The 17,741-nt window shown below is 62.8% G+C and carries 11 protein-coding genes and 2 pseudogenes; 4 read left to right on the top strand and 9 right to left on the bottom strand.

What is annotated here, in order from left to right; all coding sequences use genetic code 11:
• Nucleotides 1–280: 280 nt before the first annotated feature.
• Nucleotides 281–676: pseudogene (locus LGN17_RS36080) on the top strand (integrase); the annotation flags it as partial.
• Nucleotides 677–767: 91 nt separating this feature from the next.
• Here the strand turns inward: LGN17_RS36080 and LGN17_RS36075 are convergent.
• Both LGN17_RS36075 and LGN17_RS36070 read right to left on the bottom strand, forming a co-directional pair.
• Nucleotides 768–2,420 carry an APC family permease gene (locus tag LGN17_RS36075; RefSeq protein WP_226201507.1) on the bottom strand — a complete coding sequence of 551 codons (1,653 nt, stop codon included), beginning with the start codon at nt 2,418–2,420 and terminating at the stop codon, nt 768–770.
• Between the two features lie 279 nt (nt 2,421–2,699).
• Nucleotides 2,700–3,476 carry a carbonic anhydrase gene (locus LGN17_RS36070; RefSeq protein WP_226201506.1) on the bottom strand — a complete coding sequence of 259 codons (777 nt, stop codon included), beginning with the start codon at nt 3,474–3,476 and terminating at the stop codon, nt 2,700–2,702.
• Nucleotides 3,477–4,219: 743 nt separating this feature from the next.
• Here LGN17_RS36070 and LGN17_RS36065 point away from each other — a divergent pair.
• The gene (locus LGN17_RS36065; protein WP_226201505.1) at nt 4,220–5,056 is read left to right on the top strand and encodes a peptidyl-prolyl cis-trans isomerase; all 837 of its coding nucleotides are present in this window, start codon (nt 4,220–4,222) and stop codon (nt 5,054–5,056) included.
• A 189-nt stretch (nt 5,057–5,245) separates the two neighbouring features.
• Here the strand turns inward: LGN17_RS36065 and LGN17_RS36060 are convergent, their stop codons facing one another.
• The 3 genes from LGN17_RS36060 to LGN17_RS36050 form a co-directional block, all read right to left on the bottom strand.
• A complete protein-coding gene (locus LGN17_RS36060) occupies nt 5,246–5,671 on the bottom strand; it encodes an NUDIX hydrolase (protein WP_226201504.1) in 426 nt (141 codons plus the stop codon).
• Between the two features lie 213 nt (nt 5,672–5,884).
• Entirely contained in the window at nt 5,885–6,736 is an 852-nt protein-coding gene (locus LGN17_RS36055; protein WP_226201503.1) for a hypothetical protein, read from the bottom strand.
• Nucleotides 6,737–6,749: 13 nt separating this feature from the next.
• Entirely contained in the window at nt 6,750–8,360 is a 1,611-nt protein-coding gene (locus LGN17_RS36050) for a hypothetical protein (RefSeq protein ID WP_226201502.1), read from the bottom strand.
• 471 nt (nt 8,361–8,831) lie between these two features.
• Here LGN17_RS36050 and LGN17_RS36045 point away from each other — a divergent pair, with 471 nt between their 5' ends.
• Together LGN17_RS36045 and LGN17_RS36040 are read left to right on the top strand one after the other, a co-directional pair.
• Entirely contained in the window at nt 8,832–9,149 is a 318-nt protein-coding gene (locus LGN17_RS36045) for a hypothetical protein (protein WP_175957496.1), read from the top strand.
• An 11-nt stretch (nt 9,150–9,160) separates the two neighbouring features.
• The gene (locus tag LGN17_RS36040; protein ID WP_226201501.1) at nt 9,161–9,916 is read left to right on the top strand and encodes a glycosyltransferase family 25 protein; all 756 of its coding nucleotides are present in this window, start codon (nt 9,161–9,163) and stop codon (nt 9,914–9,916) included.
• A 1,128-nt stretch (nt 9,917–11,044) separates the two neighbouring features.
• Here LGN17_RS36040 and LGN17_RS36035 read toward each other — a convergent pair.
• From LGN17_RS36035 to LGN17_RS36955, 4 genes and pseudogenes are all read right to left on the bottom strand, one after another.
• Nucleotides 11,045–11,329 (bottom strand): hypothetical protein, encoded by a 285-nt coding sequence (locus LGN17_RS36035; protein ID WP_175957500.1) that lies wholly within the window; start codon nt 11,327–11,329, stop codon nt 11,045–11,047.
• 537 nt (nt 11,330–11,866) lie between these two features.
• A complete protein-coding gene (locus LGN17_RS36030; RefSeq protein WP_226201500.1) occupies nt 11,867–13,603 on the bottom strand; it encodes a ShlB/FhaC/HecB family hemolysin secretion/activation protein in 1,737 nt (578 codons plus the stop codon).
• 168 nt (nt 13,604–13,771) lie between these two features.
• Nucleotides 13,772–13,987 carry a hypothetical protein gene (locus LGN17_RS36025; RefSeq protein WP_226201499.1) on the bottom strand — a complete coding sequence of 72 codons (216 nt, stop codon included), beginning with the start codon at nt 13,985–13,987 and terminating at the stop codon, nt 13,772–13,774.
• A gap of 1,489 nt (nt 13,988–15,476) precedes the next feature.
• Nucleotides 15,477–17,741, bottom strand: a pseudogene (locus tag LGN17_RS36955) (hemagglutinin repeat-containing protein); the annotation flags it as partial.

Raw genomic sequence — 17,741 nt, 5'->3', positions numbered from 1 at the left:
CCCTGGATTGTCTTCAGCGGATGTATCCGCGAAGGGGATGTCACACCCCTCCAGACGCACATCGGTGCATGCCCCCTTGATCGCAGTCTATCGGAGCACTCACAATCCCTTTCTCAAAAATAGTCAGTCCAACACGGCCACTTCCGGCCCGCTGTCCGCCGCAACGACATACCTCCACGTTTTCAAGGCTCGGAGCATCCCGGTCAGGATTCAGGTTGCGGGCGCAACGGTCTGAAGTTTCCCGCCTGAAGCTTCCGATTCTGCCGTCACAGGTAATCGCCGGGTGGCACTGCCGCCGCTGGCGCGCGACGCGCTCGACCAGTGTTTTGTACAGCGGCGGTTGCCGGTTACGCCCGAACAGCGGAAGCCGAGCACGTCATTGGTCGCGAGCCTTGGCGAATGCGGCGACGCCGGCATTGCCGGCGTGCGACTGTGGCACATCATGTGCAGGTTATTCCTGCAGGCCGCCGATATCCTCAAGTCAGCCATTCCGCGCTCGCCGAGAAGCTGCAGCGGGCAAGTCCGTACTGGATGCGCCATAGCCATGCACTCGCACGTGGCGCTGGATTGACGACCGTGCGCGATAGTCTGCGTCATACGTCAATCGCGACGACCTCTACACGGTGACGACGTGCTGCGCGCCGGAGAGATCAATCAGGCATTTGGAAGGCGATAGCGCGACGCCGGTGCCGGCCTTAGCGTGCAATATTTCCGTTTTCTGAAGTCATCCCATCAACGCCGCTGGGGCAACGCCCGGCGCTGCATGCTCAACGGCCCCATGCAAAATAATAAGAACCCGCGACCGTCAGCACCGCGCCGATCAGCGCCGCATACGGCGCGAGATTCAGCCACATGCTGCGCTTGGGCACCTCGAGCTCCATGTCGTGCTGCATCTGCGCGGGGAACCGGCCGCGGTCCTGCCAGTAGTGGCGGTAGACGAATACCGGCACGATCAGCAGCATCGCGATCAGCCCGTTGCGCAGCGTGCCTTCGCCTTGCAGATCGGCGCCCGCGCCCGCATACACGAGGTTCGCATAGCCGCAGACGGCGCCCGCGACGAGCAGCCAGGTCGGGCAGCGGAACGGACGATCCCGGTTGCCGCGATCCATCCGGTGAATCCAGCCCGACTGCAAATTCAGGAACACGAACAACATGTAGCAGACGTTCGAGATCGACAGCACCGTCATGTAGTCCGACATCATCAACAGCACGAGGTTGAAGCCGAGATCGGTCCACATCGCGCGCGTCGGTGCGCCGTGTTCGTTCACGTGCGACAGGTATTTCGGCAGCCAGCCGTCGACCGACGCCTGGTACAGCGTGCGCGACGAGCCCATCATCGACGTCATCACGATCAGCAGGATCGACAGCATCAGCATCACGACGACCGCGTTCGCCACCCACGCGCCGCCGCCGACGATCTTCGCCATGGCCGCGGCGACGCCCGTGCCGTCGCGAATCGCGGGATCGAGCATCGCCTGCGTGCCGAGCGCGCCCTGGAACGCCATCGGCACGAGCGTCATCACGACGAGACACAGCGCGCCCGACCAGAAGATCGCCTTGGCCGTATCGCGGCGCGGGTCGCGGAATTCGCGCGTGTAGCACACGGCCGTTTCGAAGCCGTACGACGCCCAGCCGGCCATGAACATCGCGCCGAGCGCCATCGTCACGCCCTGGCCGTTCCACGCGCCGAAGGTCGCGGCCGTGAGGTTGCCGTGCGCGTCATGGCCGAGCGGCAGCAGCGGGAGCAGGTTCGACATCGGCACGTCGCCGAAGACGAACGGCACGATACCGACGATCAAGAGCGGCGTGAGCGACGCGATACCGAGAATGCGCTGCGTCTTCGCGGCCTTCGACGCGCCGCTGTGCTGAAGCTTGAACGTGATCAGCAACAGGATCGCCGCGATGATGAAGATCGCGTTGATCCGCAGCGACAGGCCGGGCTTGATGAAGCTCAGGTCGGCCAGCTTGAGCTGCCAGGTCAGCACCGCCGCATCGGCGGTAAAGAGGCTCGTGAGCGCATAACTCGCCGCGAGGCCGCAGCCGAGCGCGAGCATCGGCGACCACGCGAGCCAGTTGCACCACACGGAAACCGGGGCAATCAGCTTGCTGTAGCGCACCCAGCCGATCGCGCCGTACACCGACGCGCCGCCCGATTTGTGCGGAAACAGGCTGGAGATTTCCGCGTAGGTCGCGCTCTGGATCAGGCCCATCGTGATCGCGGCGATCCAGATCGCCCATGCGGGGTGGCCGATCGTCGCGGACACGCCGCCGATCGTGAACAGCACGCCGGCGGGCACGCCGCTCGTGACCCAGAACGCATCTTTCCAGGTCAGGCCGCGCTGCAGTGTGTGGCCGCCGGAATCGCTCCGCGCATTGGCGGCGGTGTCGGCATGGCGGGTAGGCGATCCTGCATCGTTCATATGCTTTTCCTGTGTGGTCGATTTCCCGGCCGGCGGCACCGGCAAGCGGATCGGGCAGGGTGGAAGCATTGTCGAATGCGGGGATGGCCGAAATGAATCGGCCCAGTCTGAAAATGGGCGTGTGCTCGGACCGGTCCGATTGCGTCGCGGGCTATTGCTCCGCGACAATGCGGCGGGTCGAACGTTGGGTGATTGTCGTTCGATTCTCCGTATCCGAAGCGAGGCTTCGTTCGATGCGCCGCCCGTTGGGGCGGCGTTTTTTTTTGCGGACCGCGTGCGTCAGTTCGGTCGATAGTTCAGCAGCGGGCGCCCGTTCAGCGGCTGCGTGGCGCGCGCGTTGTGCGAGTAGTGCTGCGTGAACGCGGCGATGTCGGCCTGCGACAGTTCCACCGGTTCCTGCAGCACATACCATTCGACGTTCTCGGTGAGCGGCGGCGTCGTCAGCGAGCCGAGGTAGTGGTAATAGCTGTCGAGATCGTCCGGCATCAGTCGTGCCGCATTGAACGATGCGAGCGGCGACGCAACGTCGCGCCGCGCCGCGCGCACGATCGACGCGAACTGCGCGTTTTCCGCGCCGGCGCGGTACAGCACGGCCACGACGGCCAGCCGGCCGTCCTGCGCACGGAACACGAAATGGCCTTCGAGCGGATAACGCCGGCCGTCGATCGTGTGCTCGGCCGGTGCGTGGAAATGCGCCTGGAGCAATCTGAAGTGACGGCCGCGGATGATCGCGGCGCTTGCCTTCGGTACGACCTGGACGGTGTGTCCGTTGTCCACGACGGTCGCGCCGCCACGCGCGACCTGTACGACGATCGCGTCGTTCACGCCGGGCAAGCGTTCCGCCTGCACGACGGCGCCCGAGCGAATGTCGATCGGCGATTGCGAGTCGCCCGATTCGATCTGCCACGCCTGCTGATGGGCGTAATCGAAGTCGTGCTGATCTTGTGAGGGAGCGGTGGCGGCATGTGCGCCGCCGGCGATGACGGCGGCAAACAGCGGCAGCGCGGCTCGCCGGATGGCCGTGACGACCTGCGTCAGGTTGATGCGATGACTCAAACGGGATCCTCGCTACGGGAAGATGAAAAGTAGTCGCTCGCGGCGGCGCGGGATGCATGCCCGACCGGGAGCCATTTCATTATTCGTATGGGCCCGATGCGTTCCAATCAGACCGGTCTGATTCAGGGGGGACGTCGTGCGCTGTCCATCCGGAACCCGTCACGGGAACGCGCCGAGCCAGGCCGCGCCGCGGTTCTCATCGAGGTGAGACGAAACCCGCCCGATGTAGGACTAGGCTGATTGTGTCGTCGGCGGTGTCTGCCGACAATGTGTCGGTCGAACGGTTGCATGGTGATTCGTTCGACACCTCGTATCCGAAGCTTGTCTTCGTTCCGAACGCCGCCCGATGCGGGCGGCGTCTTTTTTCCGCGCTCGATGCGCGGCAAGGAACGCGACGCCCGGCCGAGCGACAGGAAAGAGTGCCTTGCGGCGGCCGGTGGGCACGGTCGCGGCCGATCGAGTGGACCGAGCGGCCAACGTAACAACGCTGCCGTATGCGAGCGCAGGGCACTCTTTCCTGTTGGCGGCCGCCAACGGGTTCCGCATGCGGCGCATCGCCGTCGCCGGTCACGGCAACGGGTATGCGGCGCGGCAGTTCGCCCCGCGTCATGTGCGATTCCGATCCACCCCGAGCGGTGCATCACCGACGAAGCATCGCGATCGAGCGGTGCCGCCGGCGCCATGTCGTTTTCATCGTTTAGACGCGCAGCCTTCGTGCGCGGTCAATCATCAAGGACTCCATCATGAAGACTCGTATTCAAGCCATTCCCGCCGTGATCGCACTCGTCTGCGCCACCGGCATGACGAGCGTCGTCGCGGCCGAGGCCGGCGCGGCCCCGCTGCCGTCCGGCGTCGTCGCCGTCGTGAACAACACGCCGATCGTGCAGAGCGACGTGGACACGATCGTCAAGGCCTCCGGGCAAGCCGATACGCCGGCGCTGCGCGACGCGGTGAAGCGCGACCTGATCGTGCGCCAACTGGTCGAGCAGGCCGCCGACAAGGCGAACTACGGCAGCCGCCCCGAAGTGCAGGGCATCGTGTCGCGTGCGCGTGCTGGCGCGGCGGCCGAGCTGTACCTGCGCGACGCGCTGGGCGCGCAGCGCGTGACCGATGCGCAGGTGAAGGCGCGTTACGACTACATCGTCGCGAACGCGGCGCAGTTCGAATACCGTGCGGAAGTGCTGGCCGTGGCCGATCCCGCGAAGGCGAATGCGGCGGCCGCCGAGCTGAAGCAGGGCGCGGCCTTCGACACGGTCGCGAAGAAGTACAACACGACCGCCAACGGCGGCGTGGCCGAGTGGAGCGAGCTGAAGACGCCGCTGGCCGAAGGCCGTACGGGCGGGCTGCCGATGCCGCTCGCGCAGGCGATGACGTCGCTGAAGCCGGGCGCCGTGTCCGGCCCGATCCGGATCGGCAACGCGTACGCGTTCGTGAAGCTCGACGACAAGCGCCCGGTGGTCGTGCCGAGCTTCGACAAGGCCAAGGGCGTGCTGCGACAGCAACTGGAGCAGCAGGCCCGGCAAAGCGCGATGACCGCGCTGGTCGACAAGCTGGCCGCGCAGGCGACGATTCAGCAGTAATGCGTGCATGCGGAAAGAGGCTCGGCGGGCTCGCGGCCCGCCGAGTTTTTTTATCGATACAACCAGGGAGCTGGTGTTTTTGCCAAAGCTGGCGACCAGAAGAGACAGGTTCATACACGCCAATCGCAGCGGCGCCCCCACCGCGACCTCTGCTCAAGACCCTCCGCCCATCGGCGACCCCTCAAAAAATCATTCCGTCAGCACGGCCTGCGCCGCTTCGACATGAATCATGAAGGTCACGGGCGGCGCGTCGTGCGTCATGTCGAGTGCGAGTTCGACGATCGCGGGCGTCGGTGCGCTGCAATCGATCGACGCGAGCGTCAGCCGGTCGACCCACGCGCAGTGCGCGATTTCCCGCGACGGACGGGCCGTCGCGTGTGCGTCGAGATCCGCCAGGAACACGTGATGCAACTTGTGTTTGCCGGCCGCGCGAAACAGGTAGCGCAGGTTCCGGCAGGCCAGCCCGGTTTCTTCCGCGAGTTCGCGGCGTGCTGCATCGCTCATCGATTCGCCGGGCTTGGGGCAGCCGCCGGGTAGCTTCCAGCGGGCGTGCGATCGGGCGACCAGCAGAATCCGGTCGCCGCGTCGGCACAGGACGGTGGCGCGTGCTTTCATGATGATGTCGTCCGATTGCGTGCGGCGAATGCCGCGGTGTGAAGAAGCGCCGGCTCCGGAAAGCGGCGTCGGGACGCAGCGGTGTGCGTCGCATCGATCGACCGGCGAGGCGGCCCCGGTCATCCGGCAGCGCTATTGTCCGGAATGGTGTTTCGCCGGGAAATCAGACTGGCCTGATTCTTGGGGCGACGCTCGATCGAATGCGCCGTGTGCTCATTCGGCCACCGTCTCCGGCGTCAGCAGCGCGGCGAGTTCCCGTGCCTGCGGCATCCGCGCGATCGTGTCCAGTGCCGCCGCCTCGAGCCTGCGACGCTGTTCGGCGTGATGCACCAGCTCGACGCAGGCATCGACCAGTGCGTCATACGGCGCCGCGCGGAACCCGCCCGCATAGTCGGCGTCGACCGCCGTCGTCGGCGACACTTCGCCGACGATCGCCTTGCCGTTGGTCATCAGGTAGAACACGCGCACGATCTCGAAGATGTGCGACGCATAGTGATGCAGGTTCAGCACGACTTTCGCGCGCGCGATCAGCGCGTCACGCGCTTCGCCGTACACGCCATAAACGGCGCATACCTTCAGCCCGCGCGCGGCCAGCGCATCGAGTACGACTTGGCGTCGCGGCCCGATCGAACCATAGAAAAGCACGTCGATGTCTTGCGCGACGTTCGTCGGAATGCGGCGCAGCGCCGGATGAAAACCGAGCTTCAGATGACGCGTATCGCGTATGCCGACGCTGTGAAGCTTCGCGAGATTGCGCTCGCTGTAGTCCCAGGTTTCGAAGCGGGAGGTCCAGAAGTAGATCCGCTCGTTCCAGTCGCGCTCGTCCACGTGAATCTGCTCCGTGTTGACGATGATCGTGTCGGCCGGCACGTGTTCGATCGAGCGCGGCTCGGCATGATGGCAGCCGATCATGATGTTGCGCGCGCCGGGCATCAGGACGTTGTCGTTCATGTGGACGGCGTGGCCGAGATCGTGCAACCCGTACGCAATGACTTCCGCGAGTTCGTCGAACGCCGCCGTATGCGGGTTGTCCGGTGGCCGGACGACGCAGATGTTGTAGTGCATGCCGCGCTCCCGGTTATTCGACTTCGCGGCGGGCGAGATCGCGCAGATCCGCCGCGGCCTCGTCGAGCACGGGCCCCCAGTCGGCGAAGGTCCGTTGCCGGTACAGCGACGCGCCCGGATAGAACAGGCTGTCGCGCCGGTCGTGCTGCCAGACCCAGTGCGGGTTCGCATCGAGCAGCACCCACGTGGGCTGGCCGAGCGCGCCGCTCAGGTGCGCGACCGACGTGCACACGGTGATCACGAGATCGAGTGCGCCGATGAACGCGGCGGTGTCGTCGAACGTGTTCCATTCGCGTGTCAGGTCCGTCACCTCGAAGCCGGCCGCGCGCGCTGCCTCGATGTCGTGCTGCGCACCCGGCTGCAGCGAGTAGAACGCGACGTCCTGCTGCAAGTTGCCGAATGCGTCCGCGTAGCGTTCGAGCCCGACCCGGCGGAAGCGGTTGCGCTGGTGCGTGAGGCTGCCGGTCCATGCGAGGCCGACCTTCATCCGTCGTTCGCCGGCGAGCGCCGTGCGCCATGCGTCGGTGGCCGCGGCGTCCGCATGGAGATAGGGCACGGACGTGGCGAGCGCGTCGGCGTCGAGGCCGAGCATCCACGGAATGCTCATCAGCGGCAGTTCGTAGTCGTGGTCGGGCAGGCGTTCGATCTGGATGCCGGCGTCGAGAATGTCGACGTGATGGCCGAGGCTGCGCGCGATCAGTGCGCCCAGCTTCGGAAACACGTTCCACACGATGCGACCGCCTTCCCGATGCACGCGCTCCGCGAGCAGCGGCACGTAGCGGCTGAACTGCAGCACGTCGCCGAGCCCTTGTTCGCCCCAGACGAGCAGCGTTTTGCCCGCGAGCGATTCGCCGCGCCAGCGCGGCCGCGCGAATTCGGGCAGCTTGCCGCGCAGCTCGCCCGCGCCGCTCCAGCGGGTTTCGTAATCGGCCCAGCCCGACGCGAACTCGCCGCGCGCGAGGCGCAGCAGCGACAGGTTGTAGCGGCGTGCCGGGTTGTGCGGATCGAGCGCGCAGGTGTGCAGCGCATACCGCTCGGCGTCGCCCCACTCCTGCGCCTCCTTGAACATCGTGACCGCGTTGTTCGTCGCGAGCGGGTTGTCCGGCGCGAGCCACACGGCACGCGTGGCCGCGCGTCGCGCGCCGTCCAGGTCGAACCGGTCGAGACGCGTGATCACCGCATTCGTCCAGGCCCGGGCGTCTTTCGGATCGTCGTCGAGCGCGCCTTCGATGAACGCGTGTTCCTCGTCGGGATCGCCGCCCGACAGGCGGATCGCGAGCGCGAGATTGTTCTTCAGCGACGGCCACGCGGGCGCCAGGTCGAGCGTCCTGCGGTACGGCGCGATCGCTTCCGCGTGACGGCCGGCCACCTGGAGCGCGTAACCGTAGTTGAACGCCGCCGCCGGCGACGCGGGATGCATCCGCCAGTGCTCGGCGGCAAGCTCGACGGCGCGCGTGAGGTCGCCGCGATCGATCAGCGCCTGCGTGGTGTCGGCGACGGATGCGTCGAGCGTCCCGGGCGCCGCTTGCGCGCCGGTCGATGCGGCCTGAATGGCATCGTCGTGGTTGTCCCGCAGATGCGGGCGGTCGGCGAGAGGGGGCATGTCGTGCGTCGTGATCTGCATGTGAAATCGCTCCGGGAAACCGTTCGCGCATCGGCGCGGCGATCGGTTGCATCGTCAGTCGGGAAAGGGGCGCCGAACGTTCGTGTCGAGACGTTCCGGGCGCGAAGGCGTCGGGGCGTCATGCCGGTTGCGGCGGAAGGCCCGGCGCCGGGATGGGTTCCACTTTAAGCACGCACGGTCGGCAACTGAATCGGACCAGTCCTAAAAGGGCTCACACGATGCGTCGCGCCGGCTGCCAGCCGGGCGGGGCGGCGCGGCGTGTTGCCGCCCTGTCTGCGGCGCATGCGTCGCCTTGGTTCGAGGAGCCCCACTGCGGCGGCCCGGGCCTCTGCCGGTATAGGCCGGGTCCGATTCCGCCGTGCCGCCCCCGGACAATAAGACCCGTCCGATAGAGATTCGCGTCCAACTCGCCTGTAATACGCAGCATCCGCCGATATCGATCGGCATGAATCTGGCGATGGAGGACAGTCGATGAGTGATGCAGATAATCTGGTGAAAGGCGCGGTGGTCAGCATGATCGCGAGTTCGGCGACCGTCGCGCTCGTGTATTTCGTGATCGAAACCGGCACGCGATGGAATGCGGGCGGCCTGTCGGTCACGCTGGTCACGGCGTTGCTGATGGCGTTCGTGCTGCTCGTGCCGCCGGTGTTCGCCGCATGGCGCAACCGGGTGGACGCGATCGATCCGTACTTCGAGCCGGCCGCGTTGAAGCCGACCCTGCAAGGCCGCGCGGTGGGCATCGTGCTCGGCATCGTGTTCGGGATCTCGGTCGTGACGGGCTGGCAATGAGGGCGACGAACATGCCCGCCTCGCTTGCCGGAGAGCCGGCCGTGCGCCCGACCGTCCAGGTCATTTCGCTACGCCGCAGCCACGCGCGCCGGCGCGCGTTCCGCGCCAACAATCCCCATCTGGATTTCGCGTTCGTCGACGCGATCGACGGGCGTGCGCTGTCGGATGACGATCTCGCGGCTTCCGGCCTGTTCGCGCCCGGGCTGCCGTACACGCGCGGCGCGTTCGGCATCGCGATGACCACGCACCGCTTGTGGACCGATATCGCCTCCGGCAGCGAACTCGTGACGATCGCCGAAGACGATGCGATCTTCCGGCCGGACTTCCACGACGCCACGCAGCAATTCCTGCGCGACAACCCCGGGCGTCACGATTTCGTCGCGTGGGGCTACAACTTCGATTCGATCCTGCGCGGGTCGATCTTCAACAGCCGTACGCCGGTGACGATGCGCTTCGACGAGGCGGCGCTCACCGATGCGATCGGCGATTTCCAGAGCGACCGCGGTCCGGTGCTCGTGATGAACCTGCTCGAGTTCTACGGGATCTGCGCGTACACGATCTCGCCGGCCGGCGCGCGTTTCCTGCTCGATCGCTGTTTTCCGCTGGAACCCGAGGTGCTGTATTCGCATGGGCTCGGCCGCATGATGCCGAACTGCGGCATCGACGTCGTGATGAACAAGTTCTACGGCGCGATGCGCAGCGCGGCCACGTTTCCTCCGCTCGCCGTGACGATGAATGCGCGCGAGACGTCGACGATCCAGGTCTGATCGCGCGAAATAACGAACTGGCTGTGCAAGCGGTGATTCGGCAATCGTAGAGCAAAATAAACTTGTCACCGTCTGCGAAGCAATGTTGTCTACATGAACGCCCCCCCTTTGCGCCTCGTTTTCTCGCACTTATTCTAAACATGTAACTACGGACCCAGAGGTCTTATCGGAGTCGCCTAAATGCCACAACCACCTACCTAATTATCTCGATAGATAGCGCAACACAAAATGCCCAGCCGAATGCCGTCACTATGCCATCGTGATTTTCTACTTGCTTGGGCGACAGCGGAGAAAAGTTCCAATTTTCCACTCCCCAATTGATTGCCATAGGAAGGTACTTTATTCCAAAGTAAACAATGACCATGCCAAGAACCCTGAAACACGTGCCTTTCAGGCTCCCATCAAATATTAATTTATCTATTTTTGATAGTCTCATTTTGGCGTTTCTTTGCCTGGTACAAAATATGACGTTCCACCTGCGACCCCTTCTGACAAAGCGCCGGCGAGCCCCGGAACTGGATTTGTAACCCTCGGCTGCAGGAGAGCGGGTATGGCTGGATTAAAATTTTCATATACAAACGGCTTGAGAATTTTGGATAACCCCAACGTCGTAGTAGCCCCAATAAAATATCCACCGGCTGCACCAAGTCCGCCCAATGCACCAGAGTACGAAAGGCTGTTTGATTCACCGTAGTAAGCATTGTTGAATGCTGAGTACACCACACCCCCAGCAACACCCAAAAGGATGTTATTAAGAAATCCTACATTCGCGCTAATCGGACCGCTTACAGCGCCGGGCGCTCCGGCAAACACAGACTCAGCGGCCGGATCGTCCCCGATTGCGCATACTGTCCAGCGGCGTCCATGCCGCCACCGGTCACGGCGCCAATTGTGGCATACCCCAGTCCACCAGCAGCCGCTGCTACTGGACCACCGACGACGAGCGCACCTCCTGTCGCTGCTGCAATGACACCTCCCCCCATGAGATTGCGGTTTGCTTGGTCGTGGTTGACGCTGTTCTGAACCTGCTGCGTAGACGGTCGATTCGGCCCAATACCGTTCGGATAATGGTTTCCAAACATCACTCCTTGCCGATATGAAGGCAGTCACAATAGGAGGGCAGGTCGGTCAGTTCTCTCGGTTTTTTTGTGCGACACGCCCTAAAAATGTAACGAAAGTGACAGTGGCAGACAAACCCACAAATACAAGCAGCGCGAAAGGTGTAAGGAATTCACCAAATCTTGATACTGTATCCCTGAAGCCAACCACCACAATCCCCGCCGCAAACAATCCTAGATATATAAGCAACATTGATGCGACGAAAACCTTCCAGAGACGAAATTTCCCGAGAATCCTTCCGAAAACTGGCCCGAAGAATCCTCCTATAAGGCCACTTATGGATTCAAGCGACATCTCCACTCCTTATTGCTTATGAGGTTCACCAGTCTTCACGATTGCCCGCGCTGCCCTACCAGCGGTTTGACCTAGCGCAAGCCCGACTCCACGGATCACAAACCCTGGAATAGTTGCGACATTCATGATCGAATTAGGAATTCCCGCCCAGCCCAACATAGAGGTAGTAAACATAGAATTATAGGCACCAAGTGTCGTCGCAGTAGTCAGTCCGGCTAGTGAGAAGTTCTGACTAAAACTATCGTAGAAGTTGTTCCCCTTGAATGTGGCTACGCCAGCGCCGGCCGTCGCTCCACCGGTATAGATGCCACCGGAAACTGCTGCTCCAGTCGCAGCCGCTGTCGTTAGCGTGACAGTGCCTATGCGCGTGAAGTCATGGCCCGATTGGCAGCGGAATTCATAGTAGGACTTCAGCCCTCGCCATTCGAGCGTCAGAAGCGTAAGCCCGCCGTTCGGCGGCAATCTCGACCAGACGGGCATATGCAACATCGAGCTTGCGACGTGTACGTGTCGGAGAAGTACCTTGACTCATTGTCTTCAGAACTGAGCAGTCACCTGAAAACCGAGCGTCACTCGCGCGGTTGGAAAACCCGACGGCTTGTAGACAGGCGTACCGGCGAAGAGATCGTACGCGTAGGCTCCGAATCGCGTGCCCACGCTGCCCTTTATGCCGATCACGGCGCCGGCCAACTGCGTCCCGACGAGGACGACAGGCTGCGGGCCCCATACGCGACCATAGTCGAGTCCCGCATAAACTGCCTGTCCCGTCTGCCCGATCGGTGCCTGTAGCTCGTTGCGCCAGTAGAAGCCGCGTGCTGCGGCGAGCATCGTTTCGCCGTCGAAGCCGCGCACCGTGTAGCGGCTACCGATTGTCAGATCGTCGATGTAGTGCAGCGTGTTACCCGTGTACTGGCCGTGAAATGTCGTGACGTACCGGAACGGCTGCTGTGCGATCGCGAACGGCACCGACAGGTTCGCGTCGAGTACCGCCATCTTGAAGCGAAAGGTCTGGCCATCGCCTGCCGCCAACACATCATCCTGCGCGCCGAACCCGCCGACGCCTTGACGATATGCAAGTGAGCCATCGAACTGCGCGCCGCCGAAGTAGTGGCGATCGGTCAAGCCGAGTTCGATCATCGTGTTATTGCGGCGCTGCTGCGAAATCTCGGTGTCTTCGATGAAGCTCTGCCTGAATCGGCGCGACAGCCGGAAATATCCACCGAACACGTCGTTCTGGCTGCGTGCCAGCACACGGGCCAGCTTCAAATCGACCGTCTTCGAATTGCCGCTCGCGACGAATGTCTGGTTCACGCCGGCGATCTGCTGGTAGTACGTATTCGTGTATGCGGACAGCGTGGCCGTCCAGTAGCCCCATGGGATCGAATAGAAGCCGTTCCAGCCGTGCGAACCAAGGCGCTTGTCGCCGAGTTCGAGATCCTGGCTGACGCCGATGTTGAACACGTCGTTCAGGCCAAGCGGGTTGTCGATGCCGACCGACAGATTGCCTTGCAACCTGCCGGTCGCACGCGTGCCCGAGTTGTCGATCGATGCGACTACCGTCCAGGGTTTGGTGCGCTTCACATCGAGCACGACGTCGCTCTCGCCCGGCACGTCGGCGGGGACGATCTGCATCGATACGTCCTGGCTCGACACGCGCTTCATCTGCTCGAGGCCTTGCTCGAGGTCGCGCAGGTTCAGCAGGGCGCCGTCGCGGGTCGGGAAGGCCGTTTTCCAGGTGCCGCGCAGCTTTTCGTCGGCGAAGCGGATGTGGCGGATCACGCCGGGGATCAGCGACAATTTCAGGGTGCCGGTCGACAGATCCTGCTCGGACAGCAGCACGCGCGTCGTGACGTACCCGCGCGCCAGGATCGCTTGCGACAGGCCCTTGACGAGCACGTCGAGCCCCTGTTTGCCGACACACTGGCCGGTGTAGCGGTCGAGCCATTCGCGCGCGAAGGCAAAGCGATCCATCGGCAACGCCGATGCGCCTTGCGACTTCACGGAAGCTGGCAGCGCATCGGGCACGTCGAGTGCGAAATGCTCAATCCGGAAGCAAGGCGTTTCGGATGGCAGCGCTGGATAGCCTGCGCTGGCCGTCACGTTCGATCGTACCCCAGGCGCGGAGACGGTCCGCTCGCGTTCGCGCGCTTCCTCCTGCTGTCGGGTTTGCTGGTCGTTTCCCGGAACGATCAGGCGCGGTGCTTCCTGTGCCGACACACCAGTCGCGATAAGCAGTGCTACCGCAACAGAATTCCCCCGGCAAATGGTTTTCATGTGTTTTTCTAGATATGCAATCGCGTACTACGGCTGGGGCGTGCTCTCTTTCAATGCGTCACTTCCGATCGATTTGCATGCAAGCATCAGTCCGGGCCGCGCCGCTCGAGTTATACAACTACGTCGCGTAACTATCGATTAAATTAGATCGCTCATTATCATCGAGGATCATTTTTTTCGCACAAAAGCCACCGTTGCGAAAACGCAAAAAACAAGCCCCAACAGAATGCCATTCACTAAAACGAATCTCGTATCGCTGCTCGCCCACAAGAAACCGCCACCATAAAAATAGGCCACAAAAATCATTACAAACGCCTTTATGGAGGCAAAGCACAGAAATGACAGCAGGAAAGCAGCTAAATATAAGGCAATCAATTTAAGCATTTCTTCATTTCCCAATCCGAGATTTGGCATCGTTTATCGCTTTCGTTCCTGCTTCAGCGCCGACTGCACCACCGATACCAGCACTAATTGCAGGAACATTGTTCGGGTTAAACAGATTTTGCCCCGACGATCCCGCCCAAACTCCAGTTCCGGACCAACCGAAGCTACCCATCCCGGACTTCGCCAACGCAGAAATAAGATTTTGCATGGCGACTCCCGTCCCATAGCCAATAGCCGCCGCACCCGCGTTCATTGCTGCACCGGTTGCAATGCTGTCGTGTTTGCCAGAAATCGCATTGTTAGTGACAGTATCAAGAGCACCTGTGACTGCGTTTATTACGACATTCCCAAAGAACTTGGTATAAGTCCCTGCTCCGCCAGCCATTGCCGCATACCCAACATCAACTGGATTGACCGCGCCATTCTGAATGTACTGCGAAGTCGCATTTACACCACCAGTTAGGACGCCAATACCAACAGGCGACGCCCACGCGCTGGACCCCAAAGCTCCGGTCGAACCAAAAATTGGCGCGCCCTGGATAGCGGCTAACCCGGCGGCAATCTCTGGCGCCAGTCCAGCAGTTACCAACCCGCCGGCAATGACGAGGCCGGCCTTTGGATTAGCCACCGCGCCCGGCAACGCTCTCTGCTCCGGCGTCAGCGAACCATCCTTGTTTCCAGACAAGAACGGGCTGTTGTACTCTGCCGACGTCGCATGGAACAGCCCGCCACCATTCTGACTGATATAGGCCACCGCGGTTGCGTCCCCTCCCGGCCCCTTGCTTGCCGCCGCATCCACCAAACGATAGCCGTTTGCCAGCAGCATATTCTGCGCCTGCTCCGCAGTGAGTGCCTTCCCGGTCCTTTCTTCATAGAACTTCGCGAAGTCCTTTGCCTTATCCTTCGCCCACTGTCTTTCGTCCGGGTGGAGCTGCCGGTTGAACCGGTCAACGTTGTATCCGGAAAACGCCCCAGCTTCACCGCCAACTGCGGCACCGGCACCCGTCGCAAGCGCGTTCGCCACAATGTTGCCCAGCGCCTGATTCATATTGGCGTTGCCGGTCGGGTCGCTGCCTGCGATCGCGCTGCTCAGCTCGTTCAGCTTGCTCGACGCGATCGACGCAATCGCCGCGCCGGCCGCTCCACCGACCGCGTTGCCGCCCGCCAGTCCGGTCACTAGCGCCGCGCCCGCACCCTGCATCAGCGCGCGGTTCGCTCCGCCTTCCTTCCACGCGTCGACACCTGCCTGGTCACCATTCTTCTCGGCTTGCCGTTTCATCTCGTCAGCGTAGTCCCCAATCCGGCGCGACACCGCTTCGCCAGCTGCGCTGGCCGCTGCCATCATGTCCGACTGATTGGCCAGCAGGTTCTGCATGTCGGGAAGTTTGGCAACCGTACCGTTCGTGTTCGTCGTATCGCGGTTCAGGCTGGCAAGATCCTGCTTCTGGTTCACCGAATCCGTAATCGTCACCGTCCCCGCGCTGACGCCGCTCTTCGTCGTCGCACTGTCGCTGCCGCTGTCGTTCTGGCCAAGCATGGGTGCGCCACCACCAGCATTCTTGCCCGACGTGCTGCCGTGCGTGCTGTAGTTCATCCCACCATCGCCGGTCGTTGCACCCGCACTGAAGCCGCTCGAGCTCGCATCGTAGTGCGACTGGTTCTGGATGTCGGAGTAAGAGAGGGAACCCGTCGTCAGCGAATTCTTCGACGCATCCGCGGCGCTCGCAATCAGGCCGCCTTTCAGGTCGGTATTGCCGGTGACGTTGATATTGAAGCCGCCGTCGCCCGCTTGAATCCCGGTCTGTTCATTGACGCCCGCATAGCTGCCCGACGCATTGCCCTTGCTCTGGCTGAAGCTCGCACTGGCGCCGCCCTGACTGACGCTGAACCCGCCGCCCGAACTCGACTGATGTGCCGCGCTCGACAGCGTGTCCTGCACGCTGACGATGTTCAGATTCCCGCCCACATCGGCATTCACCTGATTGCCCTTCACGTTCGAGCCGATGATGTTCGTATCGCCGCCCGAGATGATCGTCACACCGTTTGCCGCATTTACATGGCTGTTGTTCTGTGTGGCCAGATCGCTGTTGCCGTCGCCGTTGGCCTTCGACATCGCCGCCGAAATCCCAAAGCCGCCCGTGCCGACCGACACGCCCACGCTCGCGCTCTTCGATTCATTTGTGCTGCGCGTGGAGTCGGTGTCCGTCGTATTGACGATATTGACCTGATTTTTCGCCGCCAGGATCACGTCGTTCGCGTTCACGTTCGAGCCGGCGATCGTCACATTGCCGCTACCAGCCTGACCGTTGCCGGTCGCCGCAAACGCCACCGTCCCGCCCGCATTCACGTTCGAGCCGCGATTCGTCACACTGTCCTCGGAGAATGCGCTCTTGCTGTGACTGCTGCCAACGCTGACTTCGACCTTGAACTGAGGCGTTTCGCCCGCCCCCAGCGCCCGAACCACGTCGCCCGCGGCAACGTTCGCATCCCACGCCGCGCTCGCCGCGGCCATCCCGTGCAGCGCCGCTGCCCGACCATCCTGACTATTGCTGGACGCACGCGATTGACCCACGGCATTCGACACCGCGTCGATCACCGGCGCCTTCAGCGCCAGCGTCAGGCCGCTCTTCGACACTTCCTGCGTCTCGCCACGGTGACTCGTATCCTGCGCTGCGTCGATCGTCACGTTCGCGCCTGTACCACTCAGGTTCTGCGCCGCGATCAGGTCACTTCCGGTCACGTGCAGATCGTTCCCGGCCGTCATGCTGACGTTGCCCTTCAACGAACCGATCGTACTGCCGTTGTTCGACACCTCGGTCGTCTGACTGGTCGTCTTCAGCGAACTGCTGCCAACCGACACCGACAGGCCGCCACCCGCCATCAGCCCGGACTCCTTCTTGTCGTAGTAGCTCGACGACTGCAAGCTATCCTGTGACGTCGTAACCGTCATGTTGCGCGCTGCCGTGAGTGTCACGTCGTTCGTTCCGACGATGGTGCTGCCCTGAACATTGACGTCCTTGCCGCTGACAATGTTCACGCCGTCCGCTGATACCAGACTGCCCTGATTCAGCGTCATCGTCTGATCGATCCCGCTCGCGACCTTCACGCCGCTCACGACATTGCTGTGGCTATGCGTCTCGTGTGAGTTCAGCTCATGCGTCTCGGTCGCCGCGCCGACATTCACGTCGCCGGCCGCCAGCAAGTTCGCGTTACCCTTGTCAAGGCTGATTGCGCTACCGGAGAGCGTAATGTCCTTGCCCGACACGATATTCACCGTGTCGCCACCCTTGAGCGTCGTCCCGGTCAGCGCCTGATCCGACGTATGCAGCGTTTCCGCGTAGCTGCCGTGACTGTCGCTGCCCGAACTGTTGCTGTTCACCGTCGAGGTCGCACTCGCTGCGTCGAGCGTCACGTTGCCCTTGGCCGCAATCGTCCCGCCCTGGCCAAGGTCGATCTGCGCGCCCTTGGCGGACAGATCGCCACCAATACCGATCATCGACTGCCCACCAACCGTCACCGAGCTGCCGGTAACCTTGTTGATGTCGGTGTTGGACACGCCGTTCGCGCGCTGCACGATCTTGTGCTCGCCAGTCTGCACCGCGCCGAGATCCCAGTTACCGCCGACATTCATGCCAAGGTTGCCACCGACCGACAAATTGCCCGCGTTCTGCTGGAAGTTGCCGCCCGTCGTAATCGACGCGTCACCTGCGACGTCGAGTTTCGCCATCGGCCCGAGCGTCGTCACCACGCTCGT

This window comes from Burkholderia sp. AU30280 (assembly GCF_020420125.1).
GTDB lineage: Bacteria > Pseudomonadota > Gammaproteobacteria > Burkholderiales > Burkholderiaceae > Burkholderia.
This window is presented reverse-complemented; position numbering and strand designations above follow the sequence as displayed.